This window comes from Streptomyces sp. NPDC055400 (assembly GCF_053644375.1).
The window spans coordinates 505,803-518,483 of the sequence record NZ_JBSHLM010000002.1; the positions used below are offsets into that span (position 1 = coordinate 505,803).

Below are 12,681 nucleotides of genomic sequence, written 5' to 3' on the forward strand. Positions count from 1 at the left end.
ACAACACAGGGCGCGCCCGCCGAAGACCTCTCCGCCGGGCGCGCCCGGCGCCACACACGCAGCCGGCCAAGCCGGCTGACCCGACCAGCCGAACGACTCAGCCGGCGGCAGGCTCCAATTCCTTCTCCTCGCCGCCCGGCCGCGCCGTCTCGTTCTCGGCATGCCAGTCCTCGTTGTCGGCGAGCGGCTTCTCCTTCAGCACGAAGGCGAGGACGAGACCGACCGCGAAGACGGGCACCAGGTACAGGAAGATCGGCACGAGTGCCTCCTGGTACGAGGAGACGACCGTGGCGCGCAGGTCGGCCGGCAGGGCCCGTACGAGCGCGGGCGTCAGTGAGTCGCTGTCGCCGACCTTCGAGGCGGCGTCCGCGGGCAGGCGCGTGGCGAGCTGGTCAGTGAGGCGGCTGGCGAAGACCGCGCCGACGACGGCGGTGCCCAGGGTCGCGCCGATCTCGCGGAAGAAGTTGTTCGCGGAGGTGGCGGTGCCGACCTCGGCGCCCGGGAAGTCGTTCTGCACGGCGAGTACGAGGGTCTGCATCATCAGGCCGACACCGGCGCCCGCGAGTCCGACGTACAGGCAGACCAGCCAGACCGGGTCGCTCACGTCGAGGCGGGACATCAGGAACGCGACGAGCATGATGATGACCGTGCCGACGATCGGATAGACCTTGTAGCGGCCGGTCTTGCTCATGATCGCGCCGGACGGCAGCGCCGTGGCCATGATGCCGACGACCATCGGGATGAGCAGCAGCCCGGACTCGGTGGCCGTCTTGCCGTAGACCATCTGCAGATACGTGGGCATGTAGCCGACGATCGCGAACATGCCGAGGCCGATGACGATCATGCCGAGCAGCGTGGCGACGTTGAAGATCGGGCTGCGGAAGAGGTGCAGCGGGATGACGGGCTCGGCGGCCCGCTTCTCGGCGACGAAGAACAGCACCCAGGCGACGACCGCGCCGACGCCGAGCCCGATCACCAGCGGGTCGGACCACGCGTACTGCGTGCCGCCCCAGCTGGCGAACAGCACGGTGCAGGTGACGGCGGCGGCCATCAGGGCGGTGCCGAGGTAGTCGAGGGTGACCTTGACGGCCTTGCGCGGCAGCTTGATCGCGACGGCCGCGACGAAGAAGGCGAGGATGCCGAGCGGCAGGTTGACCCAGAACGCCCAGCGCCACGAGTGCTCGTCGGTGAACCAGCCGCCGAGCAGCGGCCCGACGACCGAGGAGAGACCGAACACGGCGCCCATGGGGGCCATGTACTTGGCGCGTTCCCGGGGCGGAACGAGGTCGGCGATGATCGCCTGCGAGGTGATCATGAGGCCGCCGCCGCCCAGGCCCTGGAGGGCGCGGCCCGCGACGAGCGTGCCCATGTTCTGGGCGAGCCCGCAGACCACGGAGCCGACCAGGAAGAGCGCGATGCCCGCGAGGAAGATGTTCTTGCGGCCCATGAGGTCGCCGAGCTTGCCGTAGACCGGCATGCCGATGGTGGCGGCGAGGATGTACGCGGTGGTGATCCACGCCATGTGCTCGATGCCGTTGAGCTCGCCGACGATGGTCGGCAGGGCGGTGCTGACGATGGTCTGGTCGAGCGCGCCGAGCAGCATCGTCAGCATCAGCGCGCCGAAGATCAGCCCGAAGTTGTGCGGCTTGGCTATGCCGTCCTCAGAGGCGGGATCGGCGCCCGCCGGTGCGGGGGCGTGGGTCATGCTCAGGTCTCCGTACGTGAAGGGATGGGGTGCGCGGCGCGCGAGCGGTCGCCGCCCGGGGAGGCTGGGGAGTCTTCGGGGCTCGGGTGGGGAGTCGTGTGGGGCCTTGCGCGGGGAGCGTGCGCACCGGTGCCGTGGGGGCGGCAGCCGGGTCGCGCTTCGGGAGCCGCGCCTCAGGCCTCCCGTTCGGTGGGGGCGTGTGGGAAGTCCGCCGCGGAGAGGAGGCCGCGCAGGGCGGTGAACGAGTCGCGCACCGAGTCCGCGGGACCGTCGGGGTGCTGCTTGTCGCGGGCCCAGCGCGTGAGGCCGTTGCGTACGGCGGTCATGGCGATCCCCGCGAGAAGAGCGACGGTCTGCCCGTCAGGGGCGTCTTCGGTGCGGCGGGCGATGGCGCCGGCGAGATCCCGTTCGAGCGCGTCGCACTCGGCGAGGAACGCGCCGAGGGCCGAGGGCACCTTCTCGACGATGGCGAAGACGTCCTCGAACGCTCCGGCGCCGGGCGCCATCTCGTCCACGTGCGCGGCGAAGACCTCGCCCAGGTCCCGCAGCACGGCGTCCGGGTCGCGTCCGGGCGCGGAGACGAACTGCTCCGCCTCGGCCTCCGTCAGGCCACCGGGCCAGGCGAAGAGCGCGGTCTCTTTGGTGCGGAAGTAGTTGAAGAAGGTCCGCGGGGAGACGCCGGCCTCCTTGCTGATCATCTCGACCGTGACGTGCTCGAGGCCGTGTTCACGGGCCAGGCGGACCGTGGCGGCGTGCAGTTCGGCCCGGGTCTGGCGCCGTCGCCGCGCGCGCAGCCCCTCGGCCGGCGCCTGCTCGCGGACCGCCGACGTCGCGGTGCCTGATGTCGTCACGCCAAAGATTCTTGCACACACTGCAATCTTTGCGCGCAGTGCACCTAGGGCCGGTGAATCCCCCGGCACCCGTGGCCACCCCAGCGGCGCAGACACCGGCTCGGACACCGGCTCGGACACCGGCTCAGGCGCTGCCGCGGGCACTGACGTGGGCAGAGGCATTCATCCGAGATAGGCTCCTTAAGCATTGTTTCGGGTGAAATGTGAAAGCCACTGTTCGCCGGGAGACCAGACTGATGCCCACTCGCACTGTTCTTGCCGCCGCCGCGCTGCTCGTGTCCGCGACCGCCGTGTCAGCCACCGGCGCCTCCGCCTCCGCCGTGCCGGCCGACCCCCGCCCCGCTCACCCCGCCGCCGCACCGGCCGCCGCCCTCAAGCAGTGCGCGGAGAACGCGCTGACGGTGCGGGCGACCGCATCGGGCGAGGACCACGTCCTGCGCCTGAGCGTCAAGAACCACTCCTCGCACGCCTGCCTCGTGGGCCACGTCCCGCTGGTCACTTACGGCGATCTGGACGGGGCCGCCGTCCCGTTCCCGCTCTCCGGGAGCGCCACGTACAAGCTGGACGCGGGGAAGACGGCCCACGCCGCCGTGCGCTCCCTGTCCGCGAGCGGTGACAGCGATGCCCGGTCGGTCGGCTACATCGTGGTGGCGGCGAATCCGGCACACGATGGGCAGAAGTTCACCGCCGCCGCGCTCGCCGAGCCGGGCGGGCTGCGCGTCTGGTCGCCGGTGACGACGCTGTGGCAGCCGACGCGGGACCAGGCGGACGAGGTACTCGCCGAGTCTGTCGGCGCCGGGGTCCTGAAGGTCTGATCCCGCCCGCCTCGGACACGCGCCTAGGCCGCGGCCCGGACCGCGAGGAGTGAGGCGTCGTCCTGGAGCCGGCCCTCCGCGTGGCGGAGCAGGTCGGAGGCGAGGGTGTCGGTGAAGTCCTCGAGGGCCGCGCTCTCCAGGGCCGCGGCTCGCTCCGCCAGCGGGTAGAACGCCCCGCGCGCGTCCCTGGCCTCGCTCACCCCGTCCGTGTAGAGCAGCATGCACTCCCAGGCGGTGGCGGGCACCGGTCGGGCGGCGCACCAGCCGGAGTGCAGGTCGAGCAGGCCGAGCGGCGGCGCGGGCGCGGGGACCACCGCGTGGACGGCGGCGCCGTCGCGCAGCAGGACGGGCGGCGGGTGTCCGCAGCAGACCAGTTGGGCGGATCCGTCGGGTTCGACGCCGACCAGGGTGGCCGTGACGAAGCGGTCGGGTTCGTCCGAGCGCGCGACCAGCGAGTGCAGCCGTACGGCGATTCCTTCCAACCGCGCCTCGCAGACGGCGAGATCGCGCCAGGCACGTAAGACATTGTCCGCGGTACGGGCGAGCGCGCGGCCTTTGCCCATGACATCACCCATCAACAGGCGTGTGCCGTAAGGGGATTCAACGGCTCCGTACACATCGCCGCCCGCCCCCGCGGGGCCGCTCTCCACCGGTGCGACGGTGGCGTTCGCCAGGTGCCGGGCGCTGACGCGCAGCGTGCCGACCCGCTCGGGCAGAGGAGAGACCGGCTGGGAACGGGCAGTCATACAGGGACCTTCCGGGGTGCGGCCGGACGTGCTGCCCGACGTGACGCGCCGCGCGATTGTAGCCAGTCGGGCGCGCCCGGTAACCGATTGTCACCGAATCCGACCAACCGGATTCCGCCGCCCCGGAGTCGTCAACTTCGAGCTCGCACAAGCCAGTTCACGTATCCGCGCCGCGGGCCGCCGGCCTCGCCACGCCCACGCCGCGCCGGCATCCGCGCGCGGACGGCGCGCCTCAGTCGGTGACGTCCGTGAGATCGGCCCGCAGCGTCAGCAGGTTCGTGCCGAGGGCGCGCACGGCGGCGCTGTTGTACCGGGGGAGGCGCTTCAGTCGCGCGCGGGCGTCGTCGTCCGGCAGAAGGTGTGCCGTGCCCGTGTGCCAGCGTCCCTTGATCCGTACGCGGATCTTCGGGTCGGCCTGGATGTTGCGCACGTACTGCGACTTGTCACCGTACTCGGACACCCACCAGAACTCGCGGCCGACCAGGCGGCCGCCGACCGGGGTGCGCCGGGGCAGCCCGGACGTGCGGCCGGTGGTCTCCAGCAGGATCTGCCCGGGGAGCCGGGAGAGCAGCGGGTTGCCGAGGCGCCGCTGGAACCACGTCACGGACCTGAACTTGAACTCGCGATACCGCGACATGCGCGTCCCTCCGCCGTCCTGTGACTACCCGCACTGTGGCTACCCGCCGCACTCTAGGCGACCCGGCGGGACCGGTCAGGCACGCGCCTCCCCCGGGACCGCGGCGGCGGCTGCCGGGCGGGGCAGCGCGAGGGCCGCCGCCACCGCGAGCGCCCCGACGACCGCGGCGGTCAGCCAGCCGTGACGGAACACCGTGAGGGCCGCTTCCGCCGTACGGGGCTCGCCGATGAGGCCGACCATCACGGCCACTCCGACGACGGATCCCGTCTGGCGGGCCATCGTCGTGACCGCGGACCCGGTGGCGAACCGGCTGGGCGGCAGCGCCGTGGCGGCCGCTCCCACGAGGGTCGGCAGGGCGAACCCGACGCCGACGCCGGTGATGAGCATGCCGGGCAGGAATGCGGCGGCGTAGTGCGGCGCCGTGTCCAGGGCGAGGGCCCACCACACGAGGCCGCCTGCGAAGAGGAGGCAGCCGGCCGCGGCCGTGCGGCCGGCACCGAGGCGTCGCACGACGGGTCCTGACGCGACGGCGAGGACGGGGACGACCAGCGGGCCCGGCGCGATGGCCAGTCCGGTACGGATCGCCGAGTAGCTCCACACCTGCTGGCACCACAGGACGGAGGTGAGCAGCATCGCGGCGAACGCCACGGTGAACAGGAGTGCGGCGAGCGTCGCGAACGCGAAGGCCGGGATGCGCAGGAGCGGCAGTTCGACGACGGGGACCGGGTGCCGGGCCGAGCGCAGCCAGAACGCCGCCGCGAGGATCACCGCGGCGGCCAGCGACCCGAGCACGCGCCCTGAACTCCAGCCCCATGCCTCGGCCTTGACCAGACCGAGTGCAAGGGAGCCGATGGCGAGTGTGAGAAGGACGGCGCCCGCCAGGTCCGGCAGCGGGCCGCTGCGCTCGGGACGGTCGGCGGGCAGCAGCCGCATACCGGCCACGAGGCCGGCTGTCCCGACCGGCACATTGACGAGGAAGACCCAGCGCCAGTCGGCCTCCACGAGCAGCCCGCCCGCCACGGGGCCGAGGCCGGCGGCGATGCCCCCGATGGCCGCCCAGCTGCAAATGGCGCGCGGGCGGCGCTCCGCCGGGGTGGCGACGAGGAGCAGCGCGAGTGATGTCGGCATCAGGGCGGCGGCGCCCGCGGCCTGGAGCGCACGCGCCGCGACCAGCCAGCCGACGCCGGGTGCCACGGCGCACAGCGCGGAGGCGACGGTGAACACCGCGAGGCCGAGCAGGAATCCGAGGCGGTGTCCGTACCGGTCGGCGAGGCGTCCGGCGGCCACGAGCAGGGCCGCGAACACGATCGCGTAGGCATTGAGGACCCAGGAAAGGGAGGTGAGCGAGGCGTCGTCGAAGGAGGTGGCGAGGGCGGGTACGGCGACATTGACGATGAACAGGTCGAGGTTCACGACGAAGACGCCCGCGGAGACGATCCACGCGGTGGCGGACCCGGTCCTGCCGGAAGCCGGCCCGACTGCGCCCGAACCCGCCGCCGCCTTCGATGCCGAAGTGCCGGATTGCGCGTCCGAACTCGCCGTCGACGCGTCCGCCGCACCCATTGGGTTTGCTTTTCCAACCGTCATGCCCGGCAACCTAGCGTGAGCGAGTTTGATATGACAACCCTGCAGTTGGGCAGGGCAGGTGGATGCTCGTTCCCCTCCCCCCGATGCGCCGTGTCGTCGCCGCTCGCCACCGCACACCCCGCCATAACGTCCCTCTCGCCCACCCCGGAGACCCCCGAGCCCACCCCCGAGCGAAGGACCACACCTCCATGCGCACACCCCTCCGCGTCCGACTCGCCACCCTCGCCGTCGTGGCGCCGGCCGGCCTCGCAGGACCCGCCGCCACCCCGGCGCAGGCCACCGACAACGCGCCGTGCCGCAACCCCGCGAAGCGGGACCTGGTCGACCCGTCGTCCGGGCACACCTGGCCCGGGACCGCCGTCATGTACTGCAACCTCACGCGCGGTCACGTCCCGGTCCACGCGAGCCGCTCCCCCGGCTCCCCCGTGGTCGGCCATCTGGAACAGGGCGGCGCGGCCAACTGGTTCGTCACCGAGATGAAGGGCGAGACGTACCGGGACGGCGCCGCGGAGAACGACTGGTGGGCCAGCACCCAGGCGGACAACGGCCGTTGGGGCTGGCCGCCGGAGGTGTACTTCGCGGGCGGCGGCAACTACGAGGACGACGCGGGCCTTTTGACACCGGGCTCCTACACCTGCGCCAACACCTGTGCCCCCGTGCCCTTCTGGGCCCGCTGACCCTGCGACGCATCCGGGGCCGGACCCGGTCACGACCCCCGACGACCACCCCGGTCACCCACCCCGGTTCGACAACCCCGGTTCGACAACCCCGCCCATGATCATCAAGACTGCGGATCATGCGATTCGGCGTGAACCTTCTCAATTTCGGCTCCGGCACCACCCCGCGAACCCTCGAGCGCCAGGCGACGGACGCCCGCGCGCTGGGCTTCACATTCGCGATGATCTCCGACCACATAGCCGTCACCCCCGACGTGCACGAGGTGTATCCCGCCCCGTTCTACGACCAGTTCGTCCTGGCCGCACATCTCGCGGGCCGGGTCCCGGGGCTTCAGCTCGGCACGACCATCACCGTCATCCCGTACCGGCACCCGCTCCAGACGGCGCGGCTCGCGGCCAACATCGACCAGCTCAACGACGCCGGGTTCATCCTCGGCGCGGGCGTCGGCTGGTCGGCCGCCGAGTACCGCGCGCTGGGTGTCCCGTTCGAGGAGCGCGGCGCCATCACCGACGAGTACCTGGCCGCGATCCGCGCCGCCTGGGCACAGGACCCGTGCACCTTCGAGGGGCACTACGTCTCGTACGAGGGCATCCGTACGGCCCCCGCCCCCGCTGCCGCGCAGCTGCCGGTCTGGGTCGGCGGCGACTCGCCCGCCGCGCTGCGCAGGGCCGCGCGGCTCGGTGAGGGGTGGCACCCCTTCATGCCGACGCTCGAGGCCCTGCGCGCGAAGCTGCCGGCCGTGACCGCCGAGGCCGAGAAGGCCGGGCGGCCCGTACCGGCGCTTGTGCCGCGGCTGCAGATCGTGCTCGGGGAGCGGCCCGACACCGAGGACCGTCCGCTCGGCCAGGGCAGTGTCGACCAGGTCCGCGGGGACCTGCACGCGCTGGCCGGACTCGGCGCCACGCACGTGCTGTTCGACACCTACCCGGGCGGCCCTGCCGCTCGCGCCACGGCCGACGAGGACCGCCGGGTCCTGGAGGTCCTCGTGGAGAAGGTCGTCGACCCGGCCACGGGCGACGTGCGCTGACGCCACCGCCCTCTGAACGGATACGTTCCCTGCCCAGGGCACCTGGCAGCACCTCGCAGAACCCGCTGACCTCGCCCTGGGCGACCGTTCATCGAACTTACGCAAGCAGATTGCAATTCTTGCGCTAATCTTGCGTTCCATGACACGGAGACTTGCTCAGGTGGCACAGAAGGTCGGCGTCAGCGAGGCGACGGTCAGCCGGGTGCTCAACAACAAGCCCGGCGTCTCGGAGGCCACCCGGCAGGCCGTGCTGACGGCCCTGGACGTCCTGGGCTACGAGCGCCCGACCCAACTGCGCGGCGAGCGCGCCCGCCTGGTCGGGCTCGTCCTGCCGGAGCTGCAGAACCCGATCTTTCCCGCGTTCGCGGACGTGATCGGCGGCGCGCTCGCCCAGCAGGGCCTCACCCCCGTCCTGTGCACCCAGACCAACGGCGGCGTCTCCGAGGCGGACTACGTGGAACTGCTGCTCCAGCAGCAGGTGTCCGGCGTGGTGTTCGCGGGCGGCCAGTTCGCCCAGGCGGACGCCCGCCACGAGCACTACCGGCTGCTCTCGGAACGCAAGGTCCCCGTCGTCCTCGTGAACGCGGCGATCGAGGACCTCGGTTTCCCCTGTGTCGCGTGTGACGACGCCGTCGCGGTCGAGCAGGCCTGGCGGCATCTGTCCTCGCTCGGCCATGAACGCATCGGACTCGTGCTCGGCCCGGACGACCACGTGCCGTCGATGCGCAAGCTCGCCGCCGCACGGGGCGTGGTGCGGGCAGCCGGCGGGACGCTGCCCGAGGACGCCGTCGAGCGGGCCATGTTCTCGCTGGAGGGCGGCCACGCGGCGGCGGCTCGCCTCATGCGGCGCGGCATCACGGGCGTCATCTGCGCGAGCGACCCGCTCGCGCTCGGCGCGGTGCGGGCCGCGCGGCGTGAGGGCCTGCGCGTGCCCGACGAGATCTCGGTGGTCGGCTACGACGATTCGGCGTTCATGAATTGCACGGAACCGCCCCTCACCACCGTGCGCCAGCCGATCGAGGCGATGGGCCGGGCCGCCGTCGAGCTGCTCGTCACGCAGATCCAGGGCGGCTCGGTGACGCCCGGTGAGCTGCTGTTCGAGCCCGAACTGGTGGTGCGCGGCTCTACGGCACAGGCTCCGTCCCGCACAACCGGGGCATAGTCAATTTTTTGCGGAGTCTGCACAACATCTTGCGGACACCTGTTCGCGGTGGTTGAGTGTGCCGCGCCCGGCTGCTCGACAGCCGTAGGCCGTCCTGCGGTTGTCGTCAGCCGTGGGCCCTCCATGCTCAGGCCCGAAGGGGACCACCGATGAGAAGCTCCTGGTTCCGCCCTACCCGCCGTAGCTCCGCGGCCGCGGTCGCCGCCGTGCTCACCCTCACCTCCCTCGCCGCCTGCGGCACCAGCAGCAGCGACGACGACAGCGGGGCGGGCGGCGGCTCGAAGGCCGACATATCGGCTCCCCTGGATCCGAAGACCAAGGTCACGCTCACCATCGACTGCATGCCGCCGGCGGCGAAGGCGGCCGAGCTCAGGGAGTGGAAAGAGGACGTCAAGGAGTTCAACAAGAAGTACCCGAACGTCACGATCAGCGGGAAGTCGACGCCGGGCCAGTGCGAGGAGCCCACCCGCTTCACCGCCCAGCTCAAGGCGAAGTCCCAACCGGACGTCTTCTACACGTACTTCACCGATCTCCAGCAGGTGCTCGACAACAACGGCGCCGAGGACATCTCGGCCTACGTGACACCCAAGACCGTGCCTGCCCTGAACTCCATCGATCCGGACGTCCTCGGCGTCCTGAAGAAGGACGGCAAGCTCTACGGGCTGCCCACCAGCAACTACACGATGGGCCTGCTGATCAACCGCAAGCTCTTCGAGCGGGCCGGGCTCGACCCGGACAAGCCGCCGACGACCTGGGAAGAGGTCCGCACCGCGGCCAAGAAGATCGCCGGCCTCGGCAACGGCATCTCGGGCTACGGCGAGTACAGCGCGGAGAACACCGGCGGCTGGCACTTCACCGCCGCGATGTACGGCCTCGGAGCCGACGTCGTCACCGCCGACGGCAAGAAGGCCGCGTTCAACGACGCCACCGGCAAGCAGGTCGTCCAGCAGCTGCACGACATGCGCTGGAAGGACGACAGCATGGGCAGGACGCAGCTGCTGAAGTGGGGCGACCTCCAGAAGCAGATCGCCTCCGACAAGCTCGGCATGTTCCTCGCCGCGCCCGACGACATCACGTACATGGTCCAGCAACTGGGCGCCGACTACGAGAACTTCGGCATGGGACCGATCCCCGGCGGCAAGACCACGCTCTTCGGCGGCAACGACTACATGATCAAGAAGGGCTCGTCGCCCGACAAGATCAAGGCGGCCGTCGCCTGGCTCAACTTCAAGAACCTCACCCCGGGCAAGGGCCAGTTCCAGTGGGACCGCACCAAGGCCGACAAGCTGCCCGTGGGCCTGCCGCAGCCGAACTTCTTCACCGGTGACACCAAGGCCGAGGACCTCGCGTCCCGCACGGAGAACGCGACGATGCCCGTCGAGAACTTCAAGCCGTTCCTGGATAACCCGGTGCCCGGCAAGGCGGAGCCGCCGAAGGCGCAGGAAGTCTACAAGGTCCTCGACAACGTGATGTCGGGCGTCCTCACCAACCGCAACGCCGACATCGACAAGCTGCTCGCCACCGCGGAGCAGCAGGTCAACCAGGTGCTGGCCAACCAATAGCCCACGGCACCTGCACCCCGAGGAGCGACCATGTCGGCCCCCACGCTGTCCAAGAGCTCGCCGGCGCCCGCTCGAGCGTCGCATCAACTCCCCGAACCACACGGCTCGTTGGTGCGAGCGGTGAGGCGCAATCTCGCCGCCCACGGCTTCCTGATCGGCGCGGTGCTCTGCTTCTCCTTCTTCTCCTGGTATCCGATGGTCAGGGAGTTCTTCCTGGCCTTCCAGAAGAACAAGGACGGCAGGACCACCTGGGCCGGCTGGTCCAACCTCTCCTACGTCTTCAACGACCCGGCCTTCTGGCAGGCCTGGCGCAACACCCTCCTGTTCACGGGGCTCGCGCTCGTGCTGGGGTTCGCGGTGCCGTTCCTCGTGGCGGTCCTGCTCAATGAATTCCGGCACGGCCAGGGCTACTTGAGGATGCTCGTCTACCTGCCGGTGATGCTTCCGCCGGTCGCCTCGGTCCTGCTCTTCAAGTACTTCTACGACCCCGGCTACGGCCTGTTCAACCGGATCCTCGGCATCTTCGGGATACCCGGCCAGCAGTGGCTGCAGTCCACCGGTACTGCGATGATCTCCGTCGTCATCGCGGCGACCTGGATGAACATGGGAGGCGCGACCCTGATCTATCTCGCCGCACTCCAGGGCATCCCCGGCGAGCTGTACGAGGCGGCGGAGCTGGACGGCGCCGGACTCTGGCGCAAGATCTGGCATGTGACGATCCCTCAGACGAGGCTGATCCTCTCGCTGATGTTCCTCATGCAGATCATCGCCACGATGCAGGTCTTCACCGAGCCGTTCCTGCTCACCAACGGCGCGGGGCCCGAGGGCTCCACCATGACCGTCGTCTACCTCATCTACCAGTACGCCTTCAACTTCAACAACTACGGCGGCGCGGCGGCGCTCGGCCTGGTCCTGCTCGTCCTGCTCGCGGGGTTCTCCGCGGTGTACGTACGCCTCAGCCGCACCCAAGAAGACTGATCGGCACGGGAGTTCACATGGCTACCGACACGATGCGCCCCCGGACCCTGATCTCGCCCGCCCAGCTCGGCAGGCGGCGCGGCAAGGTCGTCTACTGGGTCGTCTTCGCCCTGGTGACGGTTCTCTTCACGCTGGTCTTCCTCGGGCCGATGTACTGGATGGTCAGCGGCGGCCTCAAGACCACGCAGGAGTTCGTCAAGTCCCCGCCGACGCTCGTACCCACCAGCGTGCACCCCGGCAACTACGGGGACGCGTGGCGGGTGATGGATCTGGCGAAGCTGCTCGGCAACACGCTGTACTACGCGTTCGGCGCGCTCGCCTTCCAGCTCGTCCTCGACGTCGCGGCGGCCTACTCGCTGTCCAAGCTGCGGCCTCTGTTCGGCAACGTCGTCCTCGGCATGATGCTGGCGACGCTGATGATCCCGGCGACGGTCCTGGTCGTGCCGCAGTACCTGACCGTCCTCGACGTGCCGGTTTTCGAGCGCAATCTGCTCAACAGCCCCTGGGTGATCTGGCTGCCGTCCGTCACCAACGCCTTCAACATCTTCCTGCTCAAGCGGTTCTTCGACTCGATCCCGCAGGAGCTGCTGGACGCGGCGTCCATCGACGGGGCGTCCGCGCTGCGGACCCTGCGGTCCGTGGTGCTGCCCATCTCGCGGCCCGTCCTCGGCGTCGTCTCCATCTTCGCGGTCGTCGGCGTGTGGAAGGACTTCCTCTGGCCGATGCTGACGCTGCCCGACCCCGGCAAGCAGACCCTGAACGTCGGCATCTACTCGCTGGCCAGCGGCGTTCCCGAGAACTGGCTGATCGCCGCCCTCACCATCGCCTCCCTGCCGACCCTGATCCTCTTCCTGCTGTTCCAGCGCAACATCATGAGCGGTCTCACGGCGGGCGGCCTCAAGGGCTGACGCCCGCCGCCCCTCCCCGTACGCC

General features: G+C 70.5%; 12 protein-coding genes. 7 read left to right on the plus strand and 5 right to left on the minus strand.

Annotated features, from left to right (window positions below; translation table 11 throughout):
• Positions 1-97 precede the first annotated feature (97 nt).
• Positions 98-1,705 (minus strand): MDR family MFS transporter, encoded by a 1,608-nt coding sequence (locus ACWIGU_RS06735; protein WP_454398131.1) that lies wholly within the window; start codon positions 1,703-1,705, stop codon positions 98-100.
• A gap of 173 nt (positions 1,706-1,878) precedes the next feature.
• The gene (locus ACWIGU_RS06740; RefSeq protein WP_454398133.1) at positions 1,879-2,556 is read right to left on the minus strand and encodes a TetR/AcrR family transcriptional regulator; all 678 of its coding nucleotides are present in this window, start codon (positions 2,554-2,556) and stop codon (positions 1,879-1,881) included.
• 236 nt (positions 2,557-2,792) lie between these two features.
• Here ACWIGU_RS06740 and ACWIGU_RS06745 point away from each other — a divergent pair, with 236 nt between their 5' ends.
• A complete protein-coding gene (locus ACWIGU_RS06745; RefSeq protein ID WP_454398135.1) occupies positions 2,793-3,371 on the plus strand; it encodes a DUF4232 domain-containing protein in 579 nt (192 codons plus the stop codon).
• A gap of 23 nt (positions 3,372-3,394) precedes the next feature.
• On the opposite strand, the gene ACWIGU_RS06750 is transcribed toward ACWIGU_RS06745, so the two are convergent.
• The 3 genes from ACWIGU_RS06750 to ACWIGU_RS06760 all read right to left on the minus strand — a co-directional run bounded on the left by ACWIGU_RS06750 (position 3,395) and on the right by ACWIGU_RS06760 (position 6,317).
• On the minus strand, positions 3,395-4,117 hold the full coding sequence (locus tag ACWIGU_RS06750; protein WP_454398137.1) for a PP2C family protein-serine/threonine phosphatase: 723 nt from the start codon (positions 4,115-4,117) through the stop codon (positions 3,395-3,397).
• Positions 4,118-4,349: 232 nt separating this feature from the next.
• Positions 4,350-4,754 carry a nitroreductase/quinone reductase family protein gene (locus ACWIGU_RS06755; protein WP_454398139.1) on the minus strand — a complete coding sequence of 135 codons (405 nt, stop codon included), beginning with the start codon at positions 4,752-4,754 and terminating at the stop codon, positions 4,350-4,352.
• Positions 4,755-4,829: 75 nt separating this feature from the next.
• A complete protein-coding gene (locus ACWIGU_RS06760; protein WP_454398141.1) occupies positions 4,830-6,317 on the minus strand; it encodes an MFS transporter in 1,488 nt (495 codons plus the stop codon).
• A 212-nt stretch (positions 6,318-6,529) separates the two neighbouring features.
• Between ACWIGU_RS06760 and ACWIGU_RS06765 the strand changes: the two genes are divergently transcribed.
• From ACWIGU_RS06765 to ACWIGU_RS06790, 6 genes are all read left to right on the plus strand, one after another.
• Positions 6,530-7,018, plus strand: coding sequence for a hypothetical protein (locus ACWIGU_RS06765; protein WP_454398143.1), 489 nt, complete (start codon positions 6,530-6,532; stop codon positions 7,016-7,018).
• A 131-nt stretch (positions 7,019-7,149) separates the two neighbouring features.
• Positions 7,150-8,046, plus strand: a complete 897-nt coding sequence (locus ACWIGU_RS06770) for a TIGR03619 family F420-dependent LLM class oxidoreductase (RefSeq protein WP_454398145.1) — start codon at positions 7,150-7,152, stop codon at positions 8,044-8,046.
• A gap of 139 nt (positions 8,047-8,185) precedes the next feature.
• Positions 8,186-9,208 (plus strand): LacI family DNA-binding transcriptional regulator, encoded by a 1,023-nt coding sequence (locus tag ACWIGU_RS06775; protein ID WP_454398147.1) that lies wholly within the window; start codon positions 8,186-8,188, stop codon positions 9,206-9,208.
• A 149-nt stretch (positions 9,209-9,357) separates the two neighbouring features.
• Positions 9,358-10,770: an extracellular solute-binding protein gene (locus ACWIGU_RS06780; protein WP_454398149.1), complete on the plus strand. Its 1,413-nt coding sequence runs from the start codon at positions 9,358-9,360 to the stop codon at positions 10,768-10,770.
• A 30-nt stretch (positions 10,771-10,800) separates the two neighbouring features.
• A complete protein-coding gene (locus ACWIGU_RS06785; RefSeq protein ID WP_454398151.1) occupies positions 10,801-11,748 on the plus strand; it encodes a carbohydrate ABC transporter permease in 948 nt (315 codons plus the stop codon).
• A gap of 32 nt (positions 11,749-11,780) precedes the next feature.
• Positions 11,781-12,656 (plus strand): carbohydrate ABC transporter permease, encoded by an 876-nt coding sequence (locus ACWIGU_RS06790; RefSeq protein WP_454398620.1) that lies wholly within the window; start codon positions 11,781-11,783, stop codon positions 12,654-12,656.
• Positions 12,657-12,681: the final 25 nt, after the last annotated feature.

Excerpts from the sequence above, each read along its gene's own strand:
- ACWIGU_RS06735 (WP_454398131.1), bottom strand. The coding sequence starts at position 1,705 with ATGACCCACGCCCCCGCACCGGCGGGCGCCGATCCCGCCTCTGAGGAC.
- ACWIGU_RS06745 (WP_454398135.1), top strand. The coding sequence starts at position 2,793 with ATGCCCACTCGCACTGTTCTTGCCGCCGCCGCGCTGCTCGTGTCCGCG.
- ACWIGU_RS06750 (WP_454398137.1), bottom strand. The coding sequence starts at position 4,117 with ATGACTGCCCGTTCCCAGCCGGTCTCTCCTCTGCCCGAGCGGGTCGGC.
- ACWIGU_RS06755 (WP_454398139.1), bottom strand. The coding sequence starts at position 4,754 with ATGTCGCGGTATCGCGAGTTCAAGTTCAGGTCCGTGACGTGGTTCCAG.
- ACWIGU_RS06760 (WP_454398141.1), bottom strand. The coding sequence starts at position 6,317 with ATGGGTGCGGCGGACGCGTCGACGGCGAGTTCGGACGCGCAATCCGGC.
- ACWIGU_RS06765 (WP_454398143.1), top strand. The coding sequence starts at position 6,530 with ATGCGCACACCCCTCCGCGTCCGACTCGCCACCCTCGCCGTCGTGGCG.
- ACWIGU_RS06775 (WP_454398147.1), top strand. The coding sequence starts at position 8,186 with ATGACACGGAGACTTGCTCAGGTGGCACAGAAGGTCGGCGTCAGCGAG.
- ACWIGU_RS06780 (WP_454398149.1), top strand. The coding sequence starts at position 9,358 with ATGAGAAGCTCCTGGTTCCGCCCTACCCGCCGTAGCTCCGCGGCCGCG.
- ACWIGU_RS06785 (WP_454398151.1), top strand. The coding sequence starts at position 10,801 with ATGTCGGCCCCCACGCTGTCCAAGAGCTCGCCGGCGCCCGCTCGAGCG.
- ACWIGU_RS06790 (WP_454398620.1), top strand. The coding sequence starts at position 11,781 with ATGCGCCCCCGGACCCTGATCTCGCCCGCCCAGCTCGGCAGGCGGCGC.